The sequence below is a fragment of the Frateuria sp. YIM B11624 genome, from assembly GCF_049727805.1.
Lineage (GTDB): Bacteria > Pseudomonadota > Gammaproteobacteria > Xanthomonadales > Rhodanobacteraceae > Frateuria_A.
Map to the genome: position 1 here is coordinate 1 of NZ_JBCNYA010000013.1, position 24,338 is coordinate 24,338.

Annotated in this window: 19 protein-coding genes; 6 read left to right on the forward strand and 13 right to left on the reverse strand. The window is 68.1% G+C overall.

Annotated elements, in window-relative coordinates:
* Nucleotides 1–1,921 (forward strand): DNA gyrase C-terminal beta-propeller domain-containing protein (locus AAIL17_RS08275; RefSeq protein WP_424682353.1); only part of this gene is annotated, 1,921 nt, incomplete at its 5' end.
* 76 nt (nt 1,922–1,997) lie between these two features.
* On the opposite strand, the gene AAIL17_RS08280 is transcribed toward AAIL17_RS08275, so the two are convergent.
* Nucleotides 1,998–2,411: a DoxX family protein gene (locus AAIL17_RS08280; protein WP_424682354.1), complete on the reverse strand. Its 414-nt coding sequence runs from the start codon at nt 2,409–2,411 to the stop codon at nt 1,998–2,000.
* 120 nt (nt 2,412–2,531) lie between these two features.
* Nucleotides 2,532–3,044, reverse strand: a complete 513-nt coding sequence (locus tag AAIL17_RS08285) for a peroxiredoxin (protein ID WP_424682355.1) — start codon at nt 3,042–3,044, stop codon at nt 2,532–2,534.
* 132 nt (nt 3,045–3,176) lie between these two features.
* Between AAIL17_RS08285 and AAIL17_RS08290 the strand changes: the two genes are divergently transcribed.
* Nucleotides 3,177–3,680, forward strand: a complete 504-nt coding sequence (locus AAIL17_RS08290; protein WP_424682356.1) for an Hsp20/alpha crystallin family protein — start codon at nt 3,177–3,179, stop codon at nt 3,678–3,680.
* Between the two features lie 88 nt (nt 3,681–3,768).
* A complete protein-coding gene (locus tag AAIL17_RS08295) occupies nt 3,769–4,668 on the forward strand; it encodes a DnaJ C-terminal domain-containing protein (protein ID WP_424682357.1) in 900 nt (299 codons plus the stop codon).
* Between the two features lie 174 nt (nt 4,669–4,842).
* Here the strand turns inward: AAIL17_RS08295 and pilH are convergent, their stop codons facing one another.
* The 8 genes from pilH to AAIL17_RS08335 form a co-directional block, all read right to left on the reverse strand.
* Nucleotides 4,843–5,208, reverse strand: a complete 366-nt coding sequence (gene pilH, locus AAIL17_RS08300) for a twitching motility response regulator PilH (protein ID WP_209614798.1) — start codon at nt 5,206–5,208, stop codon at nt 4,843–4,845.
* Nucleotides 5,209–5,275: 67 nt separating this feature from the next.
* A complete protein-coding gene (locus AAIL17_RS08305) occupies nt 5,276–6,280 on the reverse strand; it encodes a YhdH/YhfP family quinone oxidoreductase (protein ID WP_424682358.1) in 1,005 nt (334 codons plus the stop codon).
* Nucleotides 6,281–6,300: 20 nt separating this feature from the next.
* Complete coding sequence (locus tag AAIL17_RS08310; RefSeq protein WP_424682359.1) at nt 6,301–6,897, reverse strand: TIGR00730 family Rossman fold protein; 597 nt, start codon at nt 6,895–6,897, stop codon at nt 6,301–6,303.
* A 126-nt stretch (nt 6,898–7,023) separates the two neighbouring features.
* Complete coding sequence (lpdA, locus tag AAIL17_RS08315; protein WP_424682360.1) at nt 7,024–8,451, reverse strand: dihydrolipoyl dehydrogenase; 1,428 nt, start codon at nt 8,449–8,451, stop codon at nt 7,024–7,026.
* Nucleotides 8,452–8,586: 135 nt separating this feature from the next.
* Nucleotides 8,587–9,798 carry a 2-oxoglutarate dehydrogenase complex dihydrolipoyllysine-residue succinyltransferase gene (odhB, locus tag AAIL17_RS08320; protein ID WP_424682361.1) on the reverse strand — a complete coding sequence of 404 codons (1,212 nt, stop codon included), beginning with the start codon at nt 9,796–9,798 and terminating at the stop codon, nt 8,587–8,589.
* A gap of 78 nt (nt 9,799–9,876) precedes the next feature.
* Nucleotides 9,877–12,711, reverse strand: a complete 2,835-nt coding sequence (locus tag AAIL17_RS08325) for a 2-oxoglutarate dehydrogenase E1 component (protein WP_424682362.1) — start codon at nt 12,709–12,711, stop codon at nt 9,877–9,879.
* Nucleotides 12,712–13,024: 313 nt separating this feature from the next.
* Nucleotides 13,025–15,079 (reverse strand): response regulator, encoded by a 2,055-nt coding sequence (locus AAIL17_RS08330; protein WP_424682363.1) that lies wholly within the window; start codon nt 15,077–15,079, stop codon nt 13,025–13,027.
* A gap of 16 nt (nt 15,080–15,095) precedes the next feature.
* Nucleotides 15,096–20,447, reverse strand: coding sequence for a HAMP domain-containing protein (locus AAIL17_RS08335; RefSeq protein ID WP_424682364.1), 5,352 nt, complete (start codon nt 20,445–20,447; stop codon nt 15,096–15,098).
* A 467-nt stretch (nt 20,448–20,914) separates the two neighbouring features.
* On the opposite strand from AAIL17_RS08335, the gene AAIL17_RS08340 reads away from it, so the two are divergent.
* From AAIL17_RS08340 to AAIL17_RS08350, 3 genes are read left to right on the forward strand one after another with little or no spacing between them, the layout of a single operon-like run.
* On the forward strand, nt 20,915–21,226 hold the full coding sequence (locus AAIL17_RS08340; protein WP_424682365.1) for a hypothetical protein: 312 nt from the start codon (nt 20,915–20,917) through the stop codon (nt 21,224–21,226).
* 3 nt (nt 21,227–21,229) lie between these two features.
* Nucleotides 21,230–21,508, forward strand: coding sequence for a DUF5985 family protein (locus tag AAIL17_RS08345; RefSeq protein WP_424682366.1), 279 nt, complete (start codon nt 21,230–21,232; stop codon nt 21,506–21,508).
* A complete protein-coding gene (locus tag AAIL17_RS08350; RefSeq protein WP_424682367.1) occupies nt 21,505–21,771 on the forward strand; it encodes a DUF5985 family protein in 267 nt (88 codons plus the stop codon). Before AAIL17_RS08345 ends, AAIL17_RS08350 begins: the two co-directional genes overlap by 4 nt.
* 18 nt (nt 21,772–21,789) lie before the next feature.
* On the opposite strand, the gene AAIL17_RS08355 is transcribed toward AAIL17_RS08350, so the two are convergent.
* The 3 genes from AAIL17_RS08355 to AAIL17_RS08365 form a co-directional block, all read right to left on the reverse strand.
* On the reverse strand, nt 21,790–22,293 hold the full coding sequence (locus AAIL17_RS08355; RefSeq protein WP_424682368.1) for a hypothetical protein: 504 nt from the start codon (nt 22,291–22,293) through the stop codon (nt 21,790–21,792).
* Nucleotides 22,290–23,474 carry a JmjC domain-containing protein gene (locus AAIL17_RS08360; protein ID WP_424682369.1) on the reverse strand — a complete coding sequence of 395 codons (1,185 nt, stop codon included), beginning with the start codon at nt 23,472–23,474 and terminating at the stop codon, nt 22,290–22,292. Before AAIL17_RS08360 ends, AAIL17_RS08355 begins: the two co-directional genes overlap by 4 nt.
* A 61-nt stretch (nt 23,475–23,535) precedes the next feature.
* Nucleotides 23,536–24,285, reverse strand: a complete 750-nt coding sequence (locus AAIL17_RS08365) for a sulfite exporter TauE/SafE family protein (protein WP_424682370.1) — start codon at nt 24,283–24,285, stop codon at nt 23,536–23,538.
* Nucleotides 24,286–24,338: the final 53 nt, after the last annotated feature.

Consider the following 24,338-nt stretch of genomic DNA (forward strand, 5'->3'; position numbering starts at 1 on the left):
CGTCGAGGCCTACCACACCGTCCGCGGCCGCCTCCTGGTGCGCGCGCACACCGAGATCGAGACCGAGTCGAACGGCCGCGAGACCATCCTCGTCCACGAGCTGCCCTACCAGGTGAACAAGGCGCGGCTGATCGAGAAGATCGCCGAGCTGGTCAAGGAAAAGAAGCTCGAGGGCATCAGCGAGCTGCGCGACGAGTCCGACAAGGACGGCATGCGCATCGTGATCGAGGTGCGCCGCGATGCGATGGCCGACGTGGTGCTCAACAACCTGTTCCTGCAGACGCAGTTGCAGGTCACCTTCGGCATCAACATGGTGGCGCTGCTGGACGGCCAGCCGCGGCTGCTCAACCTCAAGGAGATCCTCGAGGCCTTCATCCGCCACCGCCGCGAGGTAGTGACCCGGCGCACCATCTTCGAGCTGCGCAAGGCGCGCGCACGTGCGCACATCCTGGAAGGCCTCACCGTCGCTCTGGCCAACATCGACGAGATGATCGAGCTGATCCGCAGCTCCGCCTCGCCGGCCGAGGCGCGCGAGCGCATGCTGGCGCGCAAGTGGCAGCCGGGCATGGTCGGCACGCTGCTGGCCGCCGCCGGCGCGGAGGCTTCGCGGCCGGAAGACATGGATCCGCGCGACGGCCTGAAGGCCGACGGCTACCAGCTCTCCGACGTGCAGGCGCAGGAAATCCTGGCCATGCGCCTGCATCGCCTGACCGGGCTGGAGCAGGAGAAGCTCTCCGACGAATACCGGCAGATCCTGGACACCATCCGCGGCCTGATCGAGATCCTGGAGAACCCGGAAGTCCTGCTCAAGGTGATCCGCGAGGAGCTCGAGGTCATCAAGGCCGAGTACGGCGATGCGCGCCGCACCGAGATCCAGCATTCGCAGGAAGACCTGAACGTCCTCGACCTGATCGCGCCGGAGGACATGGTCGTCACGCTGTCGCACACCGGCTATGTCAAGCGCCAGCCGGCCAGCACCTACCGCGCGCAGAAGCGCGGTGGCAAGGGTCGTTCGGCCTCGGCGCTGAAGGACGAGGATTTCGTCGAGCAGCTGTGGGTGGTCAACACCCACGACACGCTGCTGACCTTCACCAGCACCGGCCGCGTCTACTGGCTCAAGGTCTACCAGATGCCCGAGGCCGGCCCGGGTGCGCGCGGCAAGCCGATGGTCAACCTGCTGCCGCTGGCCGAGGGCGAGAAGGTGCAGGCGGTGCTGCCGATCCGCGAATACAGCCCGGAGTGCTACGTGTTCTTCGCCACCAGGTGCGGCACGGTGAAGAAGACCCCGCTGACCGAGTTCGCCTTCCAGCTGCAGCGTGGCAAGATCGCGATCAACCTGGACGAGGGCGATGCGCTGGTCGACGTGGCGATCACCAACGGCAACAGCGACATCCTGCTGTTCGCCTCCAACGGCAAGGTCAATCGCTTCGACGAGAACACCGTGCGCTCGATGGGCCGTACCGCCACCGGCGTGCGCGGCATGCGGCTGGCCGAAGGGGCCGAGGTGGTCTCGCTGATCGTGGCCGCCGAGGGCGACATCCTCACCGCCACCGAGCGTGGCTACGGCAAGCGCACGCCGCTGGAGGAGTTCACCAAGAAGGGCCGCGGCACCCAGGGCGTGATCGGCATCCAATGTTCCGAGCGCAACGGCGCGCTGGTCGCCGCGGTGCAGGTCACCGAGGGCCACGAGCTGATGCTGATCTCCAACCAGGGCACGCTGGTGCGTACCCGCGTCGGGGAAATCTCCCAGCTCGGCCGCAACACCCAGGGCGTCACCCTGATCCGCCTGCCGGCCGACGAGAACCTGGTCAGCGTGGTGCGGCTGGATGCCGAGGAAGGCAACGGCGAGGATGCCGAGCCGGCCGAGGGTGTGTCGCCGGAAGGTCCGGCGCCCGTCCCGGAAGGAACGGAAGAGGCCTGACCGATGTAAGAAAGCCCCGGCTCGCCGGGGCTTTCTTTTTGCGTATCGCCAGTCGTCCCGGTGGCGTTCCCGCAGGCTAGCGGCGGTCGATCGAATATCTTCCCGGGCCGGTGACGCACAACAGCAGCAGCCCGCCGATGATCGAGATGTTCTTGTAGAAGTTGATCATGTTGGCCATCCGATCGGCGCCGTCCATCGTCCAGTAGTGGTGTCCGATCAACGCCGTACCGAGCGTGTACAGGGCCAGCAGAAGGGCGAGCGGCCGCGTGAAGAAGCCGAGCACGATCGCCAGCCCCACGAAGAACTCCATCAGGACGACCACGGCTGCCGCCAGCTTGGGAACCGGCAGGCCCGCGCTCGCCATGTAGCCGACCGTCCCCGAAAAATCGGTCAGCTTGCTCCAGCCGAACAGCACGAACAGCACCACCAGAAGGATCCGGGCAAGCAGGATCATCTCGTTGTTGACCTTGTCGAACAGTACGTACCGCATGGCAGCGACCTCCTTCGGCAATCGGTTGAACGTGGCCTGGGCTTGCTGATGTTGCGTACTGCTGGGCGATCGTAGCTCCTCCGGCTCCTCCATGGTCTGCGGCAGGGGCGTGCCCTCGCCTCAACCGGCCGTCGTGCTGGCCTCCGGCGCCGGGAGTGCCTGCAGCATCGCCTCGGCGGTCGAGACGCGGAATTCCCCTGGCGCTTCCACGTGCAGCAGGCGCACCACCCCGTTCTCGGCATACAGCGCAAAGCGGCGGGCGCGCAGCCCCATGCCGTAGGCGGTACCGTCGAACTCCAGGCCCAGCGCGCGCGTGAAGCTGGCGTTGCCGTCGGCCAGCAGCTTCAGGCCCGGCGGGACCTGCTGGACACCCGCCCAGGCCTGCATCACGTAGGCATCGTTCACCGCCATGCCGAAGACCTCGACGCCGCGTTCCTGGAACTCGCGGAAATGCTGCACGTAGCCCGGCAGGTGGTGGTCCGAGCAGGTCGGCGTGAAGGCACCGGGGACGGCAAACAGCACGGCCCGGCCGTGGCCGAACAGACTGGCGGTGGACACGCGCCGCACCGGGGCGCCGTCCTCGATCACGTCGACGTCGAGGTCCGGCAGGGGTTGGCCGATCTGGATGCTCATGGGGTTCGTCCGGGGGTAGGGCCGGGCATCGTAAACCCGGCCGGCGGCGGCTGTCGCCTTGAATCGGCGGCGGGCGTACCTACTTTCTGGTGCAAGCGGCGCCTGCCGTGACTCTTTCTGGAGGAATCAGCCATGAGTTCCAACCGCAACCTGAGGTGGAATGCCGCCAGCGCGTTCCCCGAGGAAATCCGTCATGCGTTCGATCGCTTCTTTCAGCAGGACGAAAGCGACCCGTCCAACGTGGTGACCAGCCAGTGGGCGCCGCGCGTGGACATCAAGGAGGAGGACAGGCGCTTCGTGATCTTCGTCGATGTGCCGGGCGTGGATCCGGCCGACATCGAGGTGAGCATGGAGAAGGGCATCCTCACCATCAAGGGCGAGCGCACCGTGCAGAACGAGGAACAGAATGGCCGCTTCACCCGCATCGAGCGCGCGCACGGTACCTTCCACCGCCGCTTCGCGCTGCCGGACAGCGCCGATCCCGACGGCATCACCGCGGTCGGCCGGCACGGCGTGCTGGAAATCGTGATTCCCAAGCGTGCCGAGACGACGCCGCGGCGCATTTCGATTTCCACCGAACATGGTGGCGGTGGCAGCGGCAGTTCCGGCGGCGGCAATCCCTCGACCAACCACTGAGCGGCTACCGTAGCGTGATCCGGGCGGCCTTTCGCGGAACGCATCCGCGGGAGGTCGCCTGCCTGCGCAGTCTTGCCGAGGAAGGGCAGTGGAATTCAAAGACTATTACGACATCCTCGGGGTGAAGCCCGACGCCAGCGAAACCGAGATCAAGTCGGCCTACCGCAAGCTGGCGCGGCAATACCACCCGGACAAGAACAAGGAGCCGGGCGCAGAGGAGCGCTTCAAGGCGATCAACGAAGCCAACGAGGCCCTGCGCGATCCGGAAAAGCGCCGTGCCTATGACCAACTGCGCGCCGGCGGCTACCGCGGCGGCGAACAGTTCCGCCCGCCGCCGGGCTGGGGGCAGGGTGGCGGCTTCGATTTCAGCGATGCCGGCAGCGGCGACTTCAGCGATTTCTTCGAGAGCCTGTTCGGCCGTGCCGGCGGCGGTGCGCGTGGCCAGGCCCGGCCGCGTCGTGGCCGCGACGTGCAGGCGCAGGTGCAGATCGACCTGCAGACCGCCTTCGATGGCGGGCGCACGCGCCTGGCCCTGCATGACAGCAGTGGTCACGAGCGGGTGCTGGAGGTGAAGATTCCGGCCGGCATCCTGCCCGGCCAGGTGATCCGCCTGGGCGGCCAGGGCCAGCCTGGCGCGGCCGGCGGGCCGAATGGCGACCTGATGCTCGAGGTGGCAATCCGCGACGACGCGCGCTTCAAGCTCGAGGGCCGGAATGTGCTGCACGTGCTGCCGCTGGCGCCGTGGGAGGCTGCGCTGGGCGCCACCGTGCCGGTGCCGACCCTGGCCGGGGCCGTGGACCTGCGCATCCCGGCGGGCTCGCAATCCGGCCGCAAGCTGCGGCTGAAAGGCCGGGGCTTGCCGGGCAGCCCGGCCGGGGACCAACTGGTGGAACTGTCGATTCGTGCGCCAGCGGCCGAAAGCGAGGCCCAGCGCGAGGCGTATGAGGCGCTGCAGAAGCAGTTCGAGGGCTACGACCCGCGGGCATGATTTGCTCCCTCTCCCCGACGGGGAGAGGGCTGGTGAGGGCGGTCTTGCGAGGAGGCTGCGGGTCCATAGCTAAAGCACGGCCGCGCCATTGTGAGGGTCCGTCGCGGGCCTCGTCCCTCACCCAACCCTCTCTCCCATCCTTGACAAGGAACGGGGAGAGGGCTCAAACGCGTTTCAGGCTGGCAGCAGCGGCTTGATGGTGGCGACCAGCTCGTCTTCCTTGATCGGCTTGGTGACGTAGGCCTTGGCGCCCTGGCGCATGCCCCATACGCGGTCGGTTTCCTGGTCCTTGGTGGTGACCAGCACCACCGGGATGTGCGCGGTGTCCGGGTCCTTGCTGATGATGCGGGTGGCCTGGAAACCGTTGAGGTTGGGCATCACCACGTCCATCAGGATCAGGTCGGGACGTTCGCGCTTGGCCGCCTCGACTCCCGCGGCGCCGTCTTCGGCGGTCAGCGACTCATGGCCGAGTTTTTCGACGATGCGCTTGAGGCCCAGCAGCTGCGACGGGGAATCGTCGACGATCAGGATTCGTGCCATGAGGTAAGGGTTCCCTTGTAATTGTCGTGGATTCTATGCCGCGCAGAGAGCGCTTCCAAGCGCGGATTCACGCGCCGCCGACGCGCACGACCGTGCGTCCGAAGGATTGTCCGGCCAGCATGCGCCCGAAGACGGCTGGCAACTGGTCGAGCGTGACCTCGTCGGTGGCGATGCGGTCGAGGTGGCGAGGCTTCCAGTCGTCGGCCAGGTGCTGCCAGACCCGCTCGCGCAGGTTCCGCGCGGTGCCGGCCGAGGCGATGCCGAGCAGGCTCACGCCGCGGATGATGAAGGGCATGACCGTGCTGTCGAAGGCGATGCCGCCGGCGTTGCCGCAGATCGCCACGTTGCCGTAGGGCACCACCAGCGGCAGCAGGCCGGCGAGCATCGGGCCGCCGACGTTGTCCAGCGCGCCGGCGAAGCGGGCCGAATCCATCGGCTTGCCGCTGAAGGCGAGCTGGTGGCGGTCGATGCACTGGCTGGCGCCCAGGCTACGCAGGAAGTCGAAGTGGTCCGCCTTGCCGCTGATCGCGTGTACCTCGTAGCCGGCGCGGCTGAAGATGTCGATCGCGAGCTGGCCCACGCCGCCGCTGGCGCCGGTGACGGCGATGGGTCCCAGGTCCGGCGCCTGGCGGTTGTCCTGCATGCGTAGCAGGGCCAGCGCTGCGGTGAAGCCGGCCGTGCCCAGGATCATGCTTTCGCGCAGGGACAGGCCGGCCGGCAGCGGGATGGTCCAGCGCGCGTCGAGGCGGGCGTACTCGGCATAACCGCCGTCGCGCGTCTCGGACAGGCCGCTGCCGGTGCACAGCACGGCATCGCCCTCCCGGAAGGCCGGATCGGTCGAGGCCACCACGTGGCCGGCGAGGTCGATGCCGCCGTTGAGCGGGTACTGGCGCAGGATCTTGCCCTTGCCGGTGCCGGCCAGCGCGTCCTTGTAGTTGACCGAGGACCAGGCCACCCTGACCAGCACCTCGCCCGCGGTGAGCGCATCGGCATCCATCGTCTCGATGCCGCTGCGGTAGCCGGCCTCGTCGTTGCGGACGCGCATGGCGCGGAACGCGGTCGTCGGATTCATGCCTTGCCTCCTTCCTGCGCTCAGGCGTCGATGCTGCGGTCGTCCACCCACTTGGGCAGGTAGCGGCCTTCGTAGCTCGCCATCCAGTCGAACAGCGCCGCCATGTCGGGGCCGAACCAGACATCGTCGCGCTGCTCCGGCCGCACGAAGCGTTCGGCCACCATGTGGTCCATCATCGCGCGCAGGTGCGTGTAGTAGCCGCGCACGTCGAGAAAGGCGCACGGGTAGCGGTGCAGGCCGAGTTGCGCCCAGGTCAGCATCTCGAACATCTCGTCCATGGTGCCGAAGCCGCCGGGCAGGGCGACGAAGGCGTCGGACAGCTCGTACATGCGCGTCTTGCGCTGGTGCATGGTCTCGACCACCACCAGCTCGGTGAGCCCCGGGTGGGCGACCTCCAGGTCCACCAGCTGGCGCGGGATTACGCCGATGGCCTTGCCGCCGCCGGCGAGCACGGCGTCAGCCACGGTACCCATCAATCCGACTTTGCCGCCGCCGTAGACCAGCGCGATGTCGCGCTTGGCCATCTCGGTGCCGAAGGCACGGGCCTGTTCGACGTACCCGGGGTGGCTGCCGCTGCTGGAGCCGCAGTAGACGCAGAGGGCGGTGGGTTGGGGCATGCAGGTGTGGCTCGGTCGGGGCAGGGCAGAAGAGCGCCGTATCGATTTGGCGCTTCCGGCTTCGCCGGAAACGACGCGGCCCGCCCATGTCGCCACGAGCGGGCCGATGGGCCTGGCGCAGGCCGGTCAGTTGCCCTTGTGGATGGCGCGCTTGTCGACCGACAGCGCGGCCTCGTGCACGGCCTCGGACAGGGTCGGGTGGGCGTGGACGATGCGCGCCAGGTCTTCCGAGGAACCCTTGAACTCCATCGCCACCACGCATTCGGCGATCAGCTCGGACACGCCCGGGCCGACCATGTGCACGCCAAGGATGCGATCGGTCTCGGCGTGGGCGATCACCTTCACCTGGCCGATGGCCTCGTTCATCGCCACGGCGCGGCCGATGGCGGCGAACGGGAAGGTGCCGATCTTGTACGGCACGCCCTCGTCCTTGAGCTGCTTCTCGGTCTTGCCCGCCCAGGCGATTTCCGGCTCGGTGTAGATCACCCACGGCACGGTGTCGAGGTTGATGTGGCCGGCCTTGCCGGCGATCCACTCGGCCACGGCCACGCCTTCCTCGGAACCCTTGTGCGCCAGCATCGGGCCGCGCACGGCATCGCCGATCGCCCACACGCCGTCGACGCCGGTGTGGTTGTGCTCGTCGACCACGATCCGGCCGCGCTCGTCCAGCTTGACGCCGGTGTCAGAGGCCAGCAGGCCGTCGGTGTAGGCGCGGCGGCCGACAGCGACCAGCAGTTTGTCGACGACCAGCGACTGCTCACCGTCCTTGTCGGTGTAGCTCAGGTGCACGCCGTCCTTCTTCACCTCGGCCTTGGAGACCTTGGCGCCGAGCTTGATGGCCAGGCCCTGCTTGGTGAATTCCTTCAGCGCGATCTTGGCGATGTCGGCATCGGCGGCGCCCAGGAAGTCGGGCAGGGCTTCGAGCACGGTGACGTCGGCGCCCATGCGCTTCCACACGCTGCCGAGTTCCAGGCCGATCACGCCGGCGCCGATCACGCCCAGGCGCTTGGGTACCTCGGTGAAGTCCAGGGCACCGGCGTTGTCGACGATCGTCTTGCCGTCGAACTTGGCGAACGGCAGCTCGATCGGCACCGAGCCGGAGGCCAGGATCACGTTGGTGGCGGCGAGCGTCTGCTTGGAGCCGTCCTTGCCGGTCACTTCGACCTGGTTACCCTTGAGCAGCTTGCCCTTGCCATAGAAGGCGGTGACCTTGTTGGCCTTGAACAGCTGGCCGATGCCGCCGGTGAACTGCTTGACGATCTTGTCCTTGCGGCCGATGAAGGTGCCCAGGTCGACCTTGGCGCCTTCCACGCTGATGCCGTGGACCGGGAAGTTGTGCGAGATGTTCCAGAACTGGCGCGAGGAGTCGAGTAACGCCTTGGACGGGATGCAGCCCACGTTGAGGCAGGTGCCGCCGAGGGCCTGCTTGCCGTCCTTGCCGGTGAAGTCGTCGACACAGGCGGTCTTCAGGCCCAGCTGCGCGGCGCGGATCGCGGCCACGTAGCCGGCCGGGCCGGCGCCGATGACGATGACGTCGAATTGTTGGTCACTCATGCGAGGTTCCTTGCTGCATGTCGCGTCGAGGATGATCGCGGCATGGAATGAAGCGGGAAGTTACGGTGAGCGGGCTCGAATTGCACCGCCCACCATTGGAGCTTCGTACCTATTTTCTGATCGCCGGGGCGGCGATCAGAGCCCGAGCAGCATCCGCTGCGGGTTCTCAAGCTGGTCCTTGATGTCGACCAGGAACAGCACCGCGTCCTTGCCGTCGATGATGCGGTGGTCGTAGGAGATGGCGATGTACATCATCGGCGCGGCGATCACCTGGCCGTTCTCGACGATCGCACGCTCCTTGATCGTGTGCATGCCGAGGATTGCGCTCTGCGGCGGGTTGACGATCGGCGTGGAGAGCAGCGAGCCGAAGGTGCCGCCGTTGGTGACGGTGAAGGTGCCGCCCTGCAGATCGTCCAGCGAGAGCTTGCCGTCGCGCGCCTTCTTGGCGTACTCGGCGATGCCGTTCTCGATGTCGGCGAAGCTCATGTCCTGCACGTCGCGCAGCACCGGCGTCACCAGGCCCTTGTCGGTGGACACAGCGATCGAGATGTCCTGGTAGCCGTGGTAGATGATGTCGTTGCCGTCGACCGAGGCGTTGACGATCGGATGGCGCTTGAGCGCCTCGGCCACCGCCTTGACGAAGAAACTCATGAAGCCGAGCTTGATGCCGTGGGTCTTCTGGAACTGCTCGCCCAGCGACTTGCGCATCTTCACGACCTCGGCCAGGTTCACCTCGTTGAACGAGGTGAGCATGGCGATCGAGTTCTTCGACTGCATCAGGCGCTCGGCGATCTTGGCGCGCATGCGGGTCATCGGCACGCGCTCTTCCGGACGGGAGCCGGGGGTCGGCTTGGCGGCCGGCGCGGCCGGGGCAGGGGCGGCGCCGCCCTTGCCGTAGTTGACCAGGTCTTCCTTGGTCACGCGGCCGTCGCGGCCGGTGCCGGCGACCTTGGACGGGTCGATGTGTTCCTCGGTCGCGACGCGGCGGCCGGCCGGAGAGAGCTCGTCGACGCCCTTGCCCGAGGCCTTCGGTGCCTCGGCCTTGGCCGGCGCGGGAGCGGCGGCCTTGGGCTCTTCCTTCGCCGCAGGCGCGGGAGCCGGCGCGGCGGCGCCTTCCTCCAGGATCGCGATCACCTGCTGGCTGTTCACCGTGTCGCCGGCCTGGTGCTTGATCTCCTTGAGCACGCCGTCGACCGGCGAGGGCACTTCCAGGACCACCTTATCGGTTTCAAGGTCGACCAGGTTCTCGTCGCGCTTGACCGCCTCGCCGACCTTCTTGTGCCAGCTGGCGATGGTGGCGTCGGAGACCGACTCGGGCAGGACGGGGACTTTGACTTCGATGGACATGACGGGTCCTTGGGGTTTGGGCGCTCGTCCGTAGGCGCGGCAACTGGCGGCCATCCTGGCCGCATCGATCCGGAAAGCTTACTCCGCCGACTGGTCGTCGCCGACCGGCGCAACCAGCGCCTGCTCGACGAGCGCGGTCTGCTCGGCGGTATGGGTGTTGAGGTGGCCGGCGGCCGGCGCCGGCGAACGCCCGCGGCCGGCGTAGGACAGACTGTGCTTGGCGCCGACGCAGGCCTGCAGGTGGTGGCGGATCTGGAACCACGCGCCCTGGTTCATCGGTTCTTCCTGGCACCAGATCACTTCCCTGGCCGCCGGATACTTGTCCAGCTCGGCGGTGACCTCGGGCCGCGGGAACGGATAGAGCTGCTCGACGCGCACGATCGCCACGTCCTTGAGTTCGCGCTTCTCCGCGTCCTCCAGCAGGTCGTAGTAGACCTTGCCCGAGCACAGCACCACGCGCTTGACCTTCTTGGCGGCAAGCTCGCGGTGCTCGCCGATCACCAGCTGGAAGCCGCCGGAAGCCAACTCGTCCAGCGAGGACACCGCCAGCTTGTGGCGCAGCAGCGACTTGGGCGTCATCACGATCAGCGGCTTGCGCACCGGGCGCACCATCTGCCGGCGGATCATGTGGAAGGCCTGCGCCGGCGTGGTCGGCACGCACACCTGCATGTTGTCCAGCGCGCACAGCTGCAGGAAGCGCTCCAGGCGGGCGGAGGAATGCTCCGGGCCCTGGCCCTCGTAGCCGTGCGGCAGCAGCAGGGTCAGGCCGCACAGGCGGTTCCACTTGGCCTCGCCCGAGCTGATGAACTGGTCGATCACCACCTGCGCGCCGTTGGCGAAGTCGCCGAACTGCGCTTCCCAGATGTCCAGCGTGTACGGGTCGGTGGTGGCATGGCCGTACTCGAAGGCCATCACCGCTTCCTCGGACAGCAGCGAGTCGATCACCTCGACGTCGGCGCCTGCGCGCACGGTGGCCAGCGGCATGTAGGTGTGGCCGTCCTTCTGGTCGTGCAGCACCGCGTGGCGGTGGAAGAACGTGCCGCGGCCGGAGTCCTGGCCGACCAGGCGCAGGTTGTAGTCCTGGTCGATCAGCGTGGCGTAGGCCAGGTTCTCGGCGAAACCCCAGTCGGCCGGGTGCTCGCCGGCCGCCATCTTGCGGCGGTCGTCGTAGATCTTGGCCACGCGCGGCTGCAGCGTGACGTCTGCAGGCAGGTCCAGGATGCGGTTGGCCAGCTCCAGCAGCTTCTGCTTCGGCACGCCGGTGTCGGCCGGGGTGGAAAGCTTGCCGCCGATGAAGCGGCTCCAGTCCACGTGCACGTCGCGGTTCGGGTTCGCCTCCAGCTCGGTCATCGAGCCGCCGGCCTCGAGGCGGTCACGGTAGGCATCCAGCTCCTTCTGTCCCTCGCCCTCGGCCAGCACGCCTTCCTTCACCAGCTGCTGCGCGTAGAGGTCGCGCGTGGTCGGGCGCTTCTTGATGATCTGGTACATCACCGGCTGCGTGGCCGACGGCTCGTCCGCCTCGTTGTGGCCGTGGCGGCGGTAGCAGACCAGGTCGATCACCACGTCCTTGCGGAACTGCTTGCGGAACTCGTAGGCCAGGCGGGTGACTTCGATCACCGCCTCGGGGTCGTCACCGTTCACGTGCAGCACCGGCGCGTTGACCATCTTGGCCAGGTCGGTGCAGTACATGGTGGAGCGCGCGTCCTGCGGATTGGACGTGGTGAAGCCGACCTGGTTGTTGATCACGATGTGCAGGCTGCCGCCGATCTTGAAGCCGCGCGCCTGCGACATCTGGAACAGCTCCATGTTGACGCCCTGGCCAGCGAAGGCCGCGTCGCCATGGATCAGCACCGCCATCGACTGGGTCCGCTCGCCGTCGTGGCGGCGGATCTGCCGCGCGTGCACGGAGCCGGCCACCACCGGGTTGACGATTTCCAGGTGCGAGGGGTTGAACGCCAGTGCCACGTGCACGCCGTTGCCGTCCGGCGTGCGCACGTCGGCGGAGAAGCCCATGTGGTACTTCACGTCGCCCGAGTGGGCCGGGTCGTCCGGATGCTCGAACTTGCCCTCGAATTCGTTGAACAGTGTCTTGGGCGGCTTGCCCAGGATGTTGACCAGCACGTTCAGGCGGCCGCGGTGGGCCATGCCGATCACCAGGTCCTTGACGCCGCTGTCGCCGGCGGCGGTGACCACGTCGTCGACCATCGGGATCAGGCTGTCGCCGCCTTCCAGCGAGAAGCGCTTCTGGCCGACGTACTTGGTATGCAGGTAGCGCTCCAGGCCTTCGGCGGCCGTGAGGCCCGCCAGCACGCGCTTCTTGCCCTTGGCGTCCAGCCCCGCGCTGCCGTTGGCCTGCTCCAGCCGGGTGTAGATCCAGGCGCGTTGTGCGTGGTCGGAGATGTACATGAACTCCGCGCCGATCGTGCTGGCGTAGGTCTTCTTCAGCCGCGCGAGCAGCTCGCGCAGCTTCATGCGCTGACCGCCACCGGCGTACGTGCCGCAATCGAATTCGGTGTCCAGGTCCGCCTCGGACAGGCCGTGGAAGGCCAGCCCCAGGTCCGGTGCCTCCATCTTGCCGGCCAGGCCGAGCGGGTCGAGGTCGGCCGCCAGATGGCCACGCGAGCGGTAGGCGGTGAGCAGGCGCAGTACGCCGGCTTGCTTGCGCGCGTGGGCGTCGTCGACCGGTGCGCCGGCCACGTGGCGCTGCTTCTGCGCGGCCTCGATGCGGGCAATCGCGGCCGAGTGGGGGGTGTCGCTGCCGCGGCCCTTGAAGGACTCGAAGTAACCGGCCCAGTCGGCCGTCACCGACGCAGGGTCGGCGAGCCAGGACTCGTACAACTGTTCGACGTAATCGGCGTTGCCGCCGGCGAGTTGGGAGGACTCGGAAAATTCGCGAATCAGGTTCGTGCTCACGTCACCACCGGCAGGGAAGGGAGGCTTGCGGCCGTTCGCCTGGGGAGGGGCAAAAGGCCGTATGCAATCTTAACGATTATACGCCGGGCCTGCTGCGCCGCGGCAAGCCGGACGACCCCTTGGAGGTCGCGGTGGCGAGCCGGATTTCAAGGGCGCGCGCATCCGGATCGGCATGGCGTCGTGCCTGGCGGGGACTCGGGTCCTCCGGACGGCGGCGAGCCTCGGTGCAGCACTCGTTCAGTTGGGCACGCCGCATGGCGCACCCGGCCGCGCCATCGGCCCGTGTGCCGCGGGGAACGGGAACCAGCTGGCGCTACCCGTAGGCGTGCGCCGCGGCGGCGATCGCATCCTGCAACTGGGTGGGCGTGAACGGCTTGGACACCACGATCACACCTTCGGGCGCGCCGGAGATCGCCGCCTTGTCAGCGTAGCCGCTGATGAGGATGCCCGGCAGTCCCGGCTTGACCGAGCGCAGCTTGCGGATCACCTCCGAACCGGACACCAGCGGCATGGCGTAGTCGCTGATGATGAAGTCGATGCCCCCCAGGCCGTCGCCCTGGATCAGCTGGCTGACGTGCTCGCCATCCGTGGCCGTGGTGACGCGGTGGCCGAGGTCCTCGAGCATGGCCGCGGTGGTGGTGCGGACACCGTCGTGGTCGTCGACCAGCAGGATGTTGCGGGTGCGGTTGCGCGTCGCGGGATTCCCGGCGGACGCACTGGGTGGCGGGCGGCGCAGGGCCGCCGGCGCACGCGGCAGCCACAGTTCCACCGTGGTGCCCTGGTCCAGCCGGCTATCGATGCGCATGGTGCCGCCCGATTGCTGGGCGAAGCCGTACACCATGGAGAGTCCCAGCCCCGTCCCCTTGCCGACTGCCTTGGTGGTGAAGAACGGCTCGGTCACGCGCTCGATCATCTCCGGCGGGATGCCGCAGCCGGTGTCGGACACCGCCAGCACCACGTAGTCGCCCGCGGGGGCGTCGCCGCCGTCGGGGAGCGTGGCGTTGCGGCAGGCGATGCAGATCCTGCCGCCTTCGGGCATCGCATCGCGCGCGTTGATCGCCAGGTTCATCAGCGCCAGTTCGAGCTGGGTTTCGTCGGCGTAGGGCGACCACAGGTCGCCCTGCAGCTCCCACTCCAACTGGACCAGGCCGCCCAGCGTATGTGCCAGCAACTGGCTGACCGCGCCGGACAGGCTGTCGATGTCGATGCGCGCGGGTTCAAGCTTCTGCTTGCGCGCGAAGGCGAGCAGGCGCGAAACCAGTTCGGCGCCCTGCTGGGCGGCATGCCGGGTCATCTCCAGCACCTTGCGCTGGTCGTCGGCCAGCGTCACGCGCCGCTCGATCAGCCCAAGCCCGCCGAGCACCGCGGCAAGCAGGTTGTTGAAGTCGTGCGCGATGCCGCCGGTGAGCTGGCCCAGCGCGTCCATCTTGCGCACGTGCAGCAGCTGGGATTCGAGGTCCTTGCGCTCGGTGACGTCGAGCAGGGTGCCGGCGTACTCGAGCGGACGCCCGTCCGCGTCGCGCAACAGCACGGCCTGGTCGAGGAAGTGCTTGTAGGTGCCGTCGGCGCACTGCCAGCGGTATTCCATCGCGTAGGCGCGGCCGCCGCGCCGCGCACGCAGGGCGGCGGTGACGCGCTCGCGGTCGTCGGGATGCAGCCGGTCCAGCCACAGCGTGGGGTTCGCGCTCACGTCCTCGAAGGCGAAGCCGGTGACCGCGGTGAAGTTGCCGCTGACGAACTTGGGCAGCCGCGGCGCCGCGTCGTGGTCCTCCAGGTACAGCACCAGCGGCAGCGACTGGATGATCGCCGCCTGGCGCTGCTCGACCAGGCGCAGCTCCTGCTCGGCGCGCAGGCGCTCGGCATTCGCGCGCAGGTTGGCGTCGAGCAACTGCTGTTCCTGCTGCGCCTTGCGGCGCACCTCCCGGGTCATCATGTACAGGTCGACGAACACCGTCGCCTTGGAGCGCAGCACCACCGGTTCGACCGGCTTGAAGACGTAGTCGACCGCGCCCATCGAGTAGCCGCGGATCAGGTGCTCGGTCTCCTTGTTGACCGCCGACAGGAAGATGATCGGGATGCGCTTGGTCTGCTCGCGCGCGCGGATGATCTGCGCGGTCTCGTAGCCGTCCATGCCGGGCATGTAGACGTCCAGCAGGATCACCGCGAACTCGCCCTTGAGCAACTGCCGCAGCGCGTCCTCGCCGGAGCGGGCGAGCACCACGTCGGCGATGTCCTCCAGCACGGTGCGGATGGCCAGCAGGTTGCGCTCGTCGTCGTCGACGATGAGGATGCGCGCGCGCCCGGTCGGCTCGGCCGGGCGGCCGCGCCGCAGGGCGGACAGGGTATGGCGGGAAACAGGCACGTTCATGGGTCAAGGCTCCGCGCTACGGCGCGACGGCCGACGTGCGCTCGCGCGAGCGGACCAGCCACACGCGCAGCAGCGCCAGCAGCAGTTCGATGTCCACCGGCTTGGCGATGTAGTCCGAGGCGCCCGCGTCGAGGCATTTCTGCCGGTCGCCCTTCATCGCCTTGGCCGTGACCGCGATCAGCGGCACGTCGGCCAGCGCCGGCTGCGCGCGGATCTGTTGCATGGTTTCGTAGCCGTCCATCTCCGGCATCATGATGTCGATCAGCGCGATGTCGATGCCGGGGGTCTGCTCCAGGATCAGGATGCCCTCGCGGCCGCCCTCCGCATGCATCACCTCCACGCCGTGGCTTTCCAGCACGCTGGTCAGCGAGTAGATGTTGCGGATGTCGTCGTCGACGATGAGGATGCGCGCGCCGGCCAGTTCCGGCACCGGGCGCATGCCGTTGGCCGGTTCCGCCGCCGGGCGCGGTGCGGGCGACTGGCGGATGTGATGGGCCAGGCGGGCGAACACCTCCGACAAGCGCTCGGGCGCCGCCGGCTTTTCGGTGACGCCGAAGGCGCCCAGGCCGAGCGCCGAGCCGATCCGGTCGGCGCCGGAGATCACCTGGATCGGCATGTGCATGGTCTGCGGATCGTGCTTGAGCAGGTCCAGCAGCACGAAGCCGTCGATGTCGGACAGGCCCAGGTCCAGCGTGATCGCATGCGGCTGCAGCTTGCGCGCCATGCCCAGGGTGCCGGCGCCGGCAGTAGAGACCACGCCCTTCAGCCCGGCGTCGCGTGCGATGTCCAGCAGGATCGAGGCGAAGGTCGGATCGTCCTCCACGATGAGCACGAACGGGGCGTCGCCTAGCGCGTCGCGGTCGTCGGTGACCTCCAGTTGGGCGGGCAGGGCGCCGGGCACCATGGCGCCGCTGTTGTCGTAGCGGGCGTTGCTGCTGCCCAGCGGCAGGGGCACCGGCGTGACGGCTTCCAGCGGCACGAACAGGGTGAAGGTGGAGCCCTCGCCGGGGGTGGAGCGCACCTGCAGTTCGCCGCCGATCAGGCGCGCGATCTCGCGGCTGATCGACAGGCCCAGGCCGGTGCCGCCGTACTTGCGGCTGGTGGTGCCGTCGGCCTGCTGGAAGGCTTCGAAGATCAGCTTCTGCTTGTCCTTGGGGATGCCGATGCCGGTGTCGGTTACGGCGATCTCGATGGCCTGCTCGGCGTAGCGCAGTACCGGATGGTTGGTGCTCCAGCCGCCGGTGGCAGGGCGCACCGCCAGCGTGACGCTGCCGTCGCTGGTGAACTTGAAGGCATTGGAGAGCAGGTTCAGCACCACCTGCTGCAGGCGCTTTTCGTCGGTGCGGATGGCCGCCGGCAGGCGCGGGTCGAACTCCACCTTGAACTCCAGGCTCTTGTCGCTGGCGAGCTGGCGGAAGGTGCGTTCCATGTGCTGCTTGAGGCCGCTGAGCGGCATGTCGCCGAGCTCGATCGACACCGTGCCCGACTCGATCTTGGACAGGTCCAGGATGTCGTTGATCAGGCTCAGCAGGTCGGAACCGGCCGAATGGATGGTGCGGGCGAACTCGGTCTGCTTCTCGCTCAGGTTGCCCTGCGGGTTGTCCGCCAGCAGACGCGAGAGGATCAGGAGCGAGTTGAGCGGCGTGCGCAGTTCGTGGCTCATGTTGGCCAGGAACTCGGACTTGTACTTGGAGGTGAGCGCGAGCTGTTCGGCCTTTTCCTCCACGGCGCGGCGGGCCATCTCGATCTCGAAGTTCTTGGCCTCCACCTGCTTCTTCTCGTTCTCCAGCAGCTGGGCCTTTTCCTGCAGTTCCTCATTGGTGGTGTGCAGCTCTTCCTGCTTGGTGGTCAGCTCGGTCTGGCGCGCCTGCAGCTCGGTGGTGAGCAGCTGCGACTGCTTGAGCAGGCCTTCGGTACGCATCGTGGCGGCGATCGTGTTGAGCACGATGCCGACCGATTCCATCAGCTGGTCGAGGAAGCTCTGGTGGGTCTCGTTGAAGTGGTTGAACGAGGCCAGCTCGATCACCGCCTTGACGTCGTCCTCGAACAGCGCCGGCAGGATCGCCACGTTGGCGGGCGCCGCATGGCCAAGGCCCGAGCCGATGCGGATGAAGCCGTCGGGAATGTCGGTCAGCAGCATCGGCCGCTTGTCGGCGGCGCACTGGCCGACCAGGCCTTCGCGCAGCTTGAAGGTGGGTTTGAGCTGGTCCTTGCTTTCGGCGCCGTAGCTGGCGACCAGGTCGAGCACGGTCTCGTTGTCCTCGCGGCGGGCCACGTAGAACACGCCGTACTGCGCGTTCACCAGCGGCGCCAGCTCCGACATGATCAGGTTGGACACCGTCGCCAGGTCGCGCACGCCCTGCAGCATGCGCGAGAAGCGGGCGAGGTTGGTCTTGAGCCAGTCCTGTTCCGCGTTCTTCAAGGTCTGGTCCTTGAGGTTGCGGATCATCTCGTTGATGTTGTCCTTCAGCGCGGCCATTTCGCCGGAGGCGGCCACCGCGATCGAACGCGAGAGGTCGCCCTTGGTCACCGCGGTCGCCACGTCGGCGATCGAGCGCACCTGGTTGGTCAGGTTGGCGGCGAGCTGGTTCACGTTGTCGGTGAGGTCGCGCCACAGGCCCGCGGCGCCGGGCACGCGCGCCTGGCCGCCGAGCTTGCCCTCGATGCCCACCTCGCGCGCCATGTTGGTCACCTGGTCGGCGAAGGTGGCGAGCGTCTCGATCATGCCGTTGATGGTGTCGGCCAGCGCGGCGATCTCGCCCTTGGCGTCCACCGACAGCTTGCGCTTGAGGTTGCCCTGCGCCACGGCGGTCACCACGTCGGCGATGCCGCGCACCTGGTTGGTCAGGTTGGTGGCCATCAGGTTGACGTTGTCGGTGAGGTCCTTCCAGGTACCGCCCACGCCGGGCACCTGCGCCTGGCCGCCGAGCTTGCCCTCGGTGCCGACCTCGCGCGCCACGCGGGTCACCTCGGAGGCGAAGCCGTTGAGCTGGTCCACCATCACGTTGATGGTGTCCTTGAGCGCGAGGATCTCGCCCTTGACGTCCACGGTGATCTTCTTGGAAAGATCGCCGCGCGCCACGGCGGTGGTCACGTCCGCGATGTTGCGCACCTGGCCGGTGAGGTTGTCGGCCATCAGGTTGACGTTGTCGGTGAGGTCCTTCCAGGTGCCGGCGACGCCGCGCACCTGCGCCTGGCCGCCCAGCTTGCCCTCGGTGCCGACCTCGCGCGCCACGCGGGTCACCTCGGAGGCGAACGAGTTGAGCTGGTCCACCATGGTGTTGATGGTGTTCTTGAGCTCGAGGATTTCGCCCTTGACGTCGACGGTGATCTTCTTGGATAGATCACCCAGCGCCACCGCGGTGGTCACCTCGGCGATGTTGCGCACCTGGCCGGTCAGGTTGGCCGCCATCGCGTTGACGTTGTCGGTGAGGTCCTTCCAGGTGCCGCCGACGCCGGGCACCTGCGCCTGGCCGCCGAGCTTGCCTTCCGAACCCACCTCGCGGGCCACGCGGGTCACCTCGGAGGCGAAGCCGTTGAGCTGGTCCACCATCGTGTTGATGGTGTTCTTGAGCTCGAGGATTTCGCCCTTGACGTCGACCGTGATCTTCTTGGACAGGTCGCCACGCGCCACTGCGGTGGTCACCTCGGCGATGTTGCGCACCTGGCCGGTGAGGTTGCCGGCCATCAGGTTCACGTTGTCGGTGAGGTCCTTCCAGGTGCCGCCGACGCCGGGCACCTGCGCCTGGCCACCGAGCTTGCCCTCCGAACCCACCTCGCGCGCCACGCGGGTCACTTCGGAGGCGAAGGAGTTGAGCTGGTCCACCATCACGTTGATGGTGTCCTTGAGCTCGAGGATCTCGCCCTTGACGTCGACCGTGATCTTCTTGGACAGGTCGCCACGCGCCACTGCGGTGGTCACCTCGGCGATGTTGCGCACCTGGCCGGTCAGGTTGGCCGCCATCAGGTTCACGTTGTCGGTCAGGTCGGCCCAGGTACCTGCCACGCCGGGCACCTGCGCCTGGCCGCCGAGCTTGCCCTCGGTGCCCACCTCGCGAGCCACGCGGGTCACCTCCGACGCGAAGCCGTTGAGCTGGTCCACCATCACGTTGATGGTGTTTTTCAGCTCCAGGATTTCGCCCTTGACGTCCACGGTGATCTTCTTGGAAAGATCGCCCGAGGCCACCGCGGTAGTGACTTCCGCGATGTTGCGCACCTGGCCGGTGAGGTTGTCGGCCATCAGGTTCACATTGTCGGTGAGGTCCTTCCAGGTGCCGGCCACACCCGGCACCTGCGCCTGGCCGCCGAGCTTGCCTTCGGTGCCCACCTCGCGGGCCACGCGGGTCACTTCGGAGGCGAAGCCGTTCAACTGGTCCACCATCACGTTGATGGTGTTCTTCAGTTCGAGGATTTCGCCCTTGACGTCCACGGTGATCTTCTTGGAAAGATCGCCCGAGGCCACGGCGGTGGTCACTTCCGCGATGTTGCGCACCTGGCCGGTGAGGTTGTCGGCCATCAGGTTGACGTTGTCGGTCAGGTCCTTCCAGGTGCCGCCGACGCCCGGCACCTGCGCCTGGCCGCCGAGCTTGCCCTCGGTGCCGACCTCGCGCGCCACGCGGGTCACTTCCGAGGCGAACGAGTTCAACTGGTCCACCATCGTGTTGATGGTGTTCTTGAGCTCGAGGATCTCGCCCTTCACCTCCACCGTGATCTTCTTGGAAAGATCGCCCGAGGCCACCGCGGTGGTCACCTCGGCGATGTTGCGCACCTGGCCGGTGAGGTTGGTGGCCATGGCGTTGACGTTGTCGGTGAGGTCCTTCCAGGTGCCGGCCACGCCCTTCACGGTGGCCTGGCCGCCCAGCTTGCCCTCGGTACCCACCTCGCGCGCCACGCGGGTCACCTCGGAGGCGAACGAGGCGAGCTGCGCCACCATCGTGTTCACCACCTTGCCGATGCGCAGGAATTCGCCGCGCAGCGGGCGGCCGTCGATCTCCACCGTCATCGTCTGCGACAGGTCGCCCTTGGCCACCGCACCGATCACGCGCGCCACTTCGGCGGTCGGCTGCACCATGTCCTCGATCAGTTCATTGACCGAGCGGATCGCGCTCTCCCATCCACCGGTGGCGGCTTTCACGCGGCCGCGCTGGTTGATTCGGCCTTCCTTGCCGACGACCATGGACAGGCGCTCGAGCTCTTCGGTGAGCTGCCGGTTGAAGCCGACGACTTCATTGAACAGCCGCGCCACCTCGAGGTCGGCGCCCGGGCCGCTTTCGGGCAGGCGCACGCTGAAGTCGCCGCTGCGCAGGCTGCGCAACGCGGCGATGAGCTGGGGGCGATCGAGCAGTTCCTGGCGAATTTCGGCGTTCACATGAGTCTCCTGTAGCGACAGCACGATCCTGTCCCAAGTCGAATCATGGATGGTGGCTGGCACCCGGCGGTCGAGGGCGAGCCGCCGAGGTTGCACGTTCCACGCTGAACCCATGCTTCAACCCGCCAGGCGGAGGGCGGCTCCGGCGCGACGAACCGGTGCGACCGCGCCGATCGCGCGGCGCGGGCACGCCTGTCCGGGTTTCACGCTTTCCCCATGGCCTCCCTGCCGCAGGCCGCTTCCGGCCGTGCGGCATCGGGCACGATAGCATGCTGCCGGGTTGGCTTCGTGGGAAAGAGTCCATAGAATGCGGGCGGTTATGTGCGTCAGGTCGCTCCGCTTGGGATCGGCTTTTGGGGGAGGGGAAAGCGCGCGGTGATCCGCCAGACGAGGGGGCCAATTTCGGGATGCCATTGGAGAAGGATGTAGCCGGCTTCCTGCGGTCGACATTCCGGTCCATCTGGTCGATGGAGCTGTTGTTCCTGCTGTTGCGCGACCCTGCGCGCTGCTGGTCTTCCCCGGAACTGGTCGATGCGCTGCGAGCCAGCGAACTGGTCGTAAGCCAGGCGGTGGAATCCCTCCACGCCGCAGGCCTGATCGTGCGCGAGAGCGAGGATCTGGTCCGCTACGGACCGGCTTCCGAAGACCTCCACGAACTGGTCGAAGCCGCCCAGGCCCTCTATGCACGCTCTCCCGACGCCGTGCTGCGCCTAATCATGCGATCCCGGTCCGACAACCTCGTCGCGTTCGCCGACGCCTTTCGATTCCGCAAGGACTAGAGCGTGTCCCAGTATTTTGCACCGGCGGTCTACCTGTTGTGCTTCCTGGCCAGCACGGTCTGTGCGGTCATGCTGGGCCGGAGCTTTCATCGCACCCGCGCCGGGATGCTGTTCTGGAGCGCGCTGTGCTTCCTGCTGCTGGCGATGCAGAACCTGCTGCTGGTGCTGGACCTGATCGTCTTTCCCGATTCGGTCGACCTGGCGGTGCCGCGCGGCCTGCTTTCGCTGGCGGCGGTGGCCACGCTGCTGTTCGGCTTCATCTGGAACGGAGAAGGGGAATGACGTTGCTGATCTACTTCCTCTCCGGCGCCGTCACGCTCGGCTTCTTCGCCGCGGGGCTGTTCTTCCTGCGCTTCTGGCGGCGCACCCGCGACACGCTGTTCCTCGCCTTCTCGCTGGCGTTCGGATTGCTCGGCCTGGCGCAGGCCGTGATCGCCATGACCAACGTCTATTTCGAGGACCGCAGCGTCGCCTACCTGATCCGCCTGGCCGCCTTCGCGGTCATCATCGTGGCGATCGGACGCAAGAACCGGAAGGTGATGTAGACCGCTCGCGAGCGGCTTCTAAAGGTCCAGCGGCTGCAGCATGCGCGCCCGCTCGGCGCGCTCCCACATCTCGTCGAATTGCTGGCGCAACGGCGCCCAGCCGGGGCGGTCGGCAAGCGCGGCGCGCCCCTGCGGGCGTTCGGCGTCCGGCTGGAACAGGTAGCCGCCGACGTCGGTGAGCAGGCTCGCGGACGGGTTGCCCAGGTCGATCTCGTCCACCGGCACGCGCACCAGGATCACGCTCGGCAGCCGCTGCATCAGCAGGATCAACCGGTGGCCGTCGCGCAGGGCGGCGGCCGGGTCGCCGAGCAGCAGCCGGATCTGCGCGCCGCGCCCGCCGGTGGCGAGTCGGCGCAGTTCGGCCAGCTCTTCCGTCCCTGCGTACAGCGAGCCGTCCAGGCGCGGCAGGCGGATGTCCACCTGGCGGCGGGCCTGCGCCAGCAGGGCCAGGCGTGCGGCAGCCAACTGCTCGTGGTTGCCGGCCGGCAGCGGCTCGCCCGGTACGGGTGCGTCGGCTGTCACCGGCGCGCCTTGTGCAGCACGAGCAGGCCGTCGTTGAGCAGCGCGAGCAGCAGTTCCAGCTCGCCATCGCCAGGCACCGGGCCGAACGCGAGCGTGCGCTCGGCGCACAGGCGGCGGGCCAGTTCGGCCGGAGCCGGCCAGGCCTGGCCGTTGGCGAACAGGATCGCATCGCGGCGGCCGCGGCTCCACGCCAGCCGCGACCACGGATGGCGCAGCACGACCGCGCCGGCCTCCAGGCGCTTGCGCAGGGCGGGCAGGGTCATCGGCTTGCCTGGCGGCGCCGGCGTCTGCGCATTGCGGTAGCGCGTGATGAAGCGCCCGAACCAGTCGCGCAGGCTGTCCTCGTCCAGCGCCGCGGCGAAGGGCAGCGTGGCGCGCAGGCGCGCGAGGGCGTCCGCGTCGATTTCGCCGGGCGCGCGCGCCGGCGCGAGATCCGGGTCGGTGTAGCGCTGCGATTCGTCCAGCCGCTCGGCGAGGTAGTCGGCCAGGTCGCCGGTCAGTTCGGCCTGCGATGGCGCGCGCATGCCGATCGAGAAGGTCATGCACGGGCCGCCGAAGGCGACGCCATCGTGCGGCACGCCGGGCGGCAGGTAGAGCATGTCGCCCGGTTCGAGCAGCCATTCGTGGGTGGGTTCGAAGTGCACCAGTTGCTTGAGCTCGACGTCCGGGCGGAAGTCCTTCGGCGCGTCCGGGTCGGTGCTGATCGCCCAGTGCCGCTGGCCCAGCCCCTGCAGCAGGAACACGTCGTACTGGTCCACGTGCGCGCCGACGCCGCCGCCGGGCTCGGCGTAGGACACCATCACGTCGTCGACGCGCCAGCTGGGCAGGAAACGGAAGTGCTCCAGCAACTGCGCCACGTCGGCGTCCCACTTGTCCACGTCCTGCACCAGCAGGGTCCAGTTGCGGTCCGGGGTGCGATCGAAGTCGGCTTCGTCGAGCGGGCCGGTCTTCACCGACCAGCGTTCGCGCTTCTCATCGTGCACGATCAGCCGCGACAGCGCGCCTTCCTCGCAGGCCAGGCCGCCGAGGTCGTCAGGTTGCAGCGGCGGCTGGAAACCGGGAAAGGCGTTGCGGATCAGCAGCGGGCGCTTCTGCCAGTAGTCGCGCAGGAACTGTGCGGGAGTCATGCCCAGCGGCTGTTTCGCGGAGCCGCGCACTTCGATGGGGAGCTTGTCGGTCATCCGCGCATTGTAAGGCGGGCGCAGGCGGCAGGCCGCGCCCACGCATGACTCGACATCGCGTCTAGCCGAAAGCCTTCACCACGTTGCTCACGCCCAGCCCGAGCACAGCGACCGCCGCCAGCACCGTGGCCAACCGCGCAGGCATGCGCCGCGCGAATATCGCGCCCACCGGCGCAGCCACCACGCCGCCGGCGATCAGGCCGAGCACGGCGATGCCGTGGCTCAAGCCCACCAGCAGCAGGAAACTGATGCTGGCGGCGATGCTCACCACGCACTTGGCCAGGTGCACGGTGCCGACCACCATTCGCGGCGTGGCGCCGCGGGCGACCAGCGTGGTCACCGTCAACGCGCTCCAGCCGCCGCCGGCCACCGCGTCGGCGAAGCCCGCGGCCAGGCCGAGCACCGGCGTGCCGCGCGGCACGTCGGCCTGGGGCAGCCGGCCGAACGCCCCGCGCAGCAACAGGAATACGCCCATGCCGAGCAGGTAGGGCGTCAGCGCCAGGCGCATCCACTCCGCCGGCACGTGCACCACGACCGCCGCGCCGGCCACCGCGCCGATCACGCCGGGGATGGCCAGCACCCAGAACAGCGGCCAGCGCACGTTGCCGGCCAGCCAATGGCTGAGGCCGGATGCGCCGCAGGTGAACGCCTCGGCCTGGTGCACGCTGGCGGTGGCGGTCACCGGCGGCACGCCCAGCCCCAGCAGCATCGCCGCCGAGGCCACGCCATAGGCCATGCCCAGCGCACCATCGACCAGCTGCGCCAGCGCGCCGACGGCGGCGAAGGTGAGGAACTCGGTGCTGGGGAGCATGGCTCGCCTGGGAGAAGGGGAGCCCGAAGTATCCGCAGCGCTTGCTGTACGCA

Bases quoted from the DNA above. Each gene is read 5' to 3' on its own strand.
- AAIL17_RS08305 (WP_424682358.1), bottom strand. From the start codon at position 6,280: ATGAATCCGACGACCGCGTTCCGCGCCATGCGCGTCCGCAACGACGAG.
- odhB (WP_424682361.1), bottom strand. From the start codon at position 9,798: ATGTCCATCGAAGTCAAAGTCCCCGTCCTGCCCGAGTCGGTCTCCGAC.
- AAIL17_RS08350 (WP_424682367.1), top strand. From the start codon at position 21,505: ATGACGTTGCTGATCTACTTCCTCTCCGGCGCCGTCACGCTCGGCTTC.
- pilH (WP_209614798.1), bottom strand. From the start codon at position 5,208: ATGGCACGAATCCTGATCGTCGACGATTCCCCGTCGCAGCTGCTGGGC.
- AAIL17_RS08360 (WP_424682369.1), bottom strand. From the start codon at position 23,474: ATGACCGACAAGCTCCCCATCGAAGTGCGCGGCTCCGCGAAACAGCCG.
- AAIL17_RS08290 (WP_424682356.1), top strand. From the start codon at position 3,177: ATGAGTTCCAACCGCAACCTGAGGTGGAATGCCGCCAGCGCGTTCCCC.
- lpdA (WP_424682360.1), bottom strand. From the start codon at position 8,451: ATGAGTGACCAACAATTCGACGTCATCGTCATCGGCGCCGGCCCGGCC.
- AAIL17_RS08330 (WP_424682363.1), bottom strand. From the start codon at position 15,079: ATGAACGTGCCTGTTTCCCGCCATACCCTGTCCGCCCTGCGGCGCGGC.
- AAIL17_RS08340 (WP_424682365.1), top strand. From the start codon at position 20,915: ATGGAGCTGTTGTTCCTGCTGTTGCGCGACCCTGCGCGCTGCTGGTCT.
- AAIL17_RS08285 (WP_424682355.1), bottom strand. From the start codon at position 3,044: ATGAGCATCCAGATCGGCCAACCCCTGCCGGACCTCGACGTCGACGTG.
- AAIL17_RS08280 (WP_424682354.1), bottom strand. From the start codon at position 2,411: ATGCGGTACGTACTGTTCGACAAGGTCAACAACGAGATGATCCTGCTT.
- AAIL17_RS08310 (WP_424682359.1), bottom strand. From the start codon at position 6,897: ATGCCCCAACCCACCGCCCTCTGCGTCTACTGCGGCTCCAGCAGCGGC.
- AAIL17_RS08365 (WP_424682370.1), bottom strand. From the start codon at position 24,285: ATGCTCCCCAGCACCGAGTTCCTCACCTTCGCCGCCGTCGGCGCGCTG.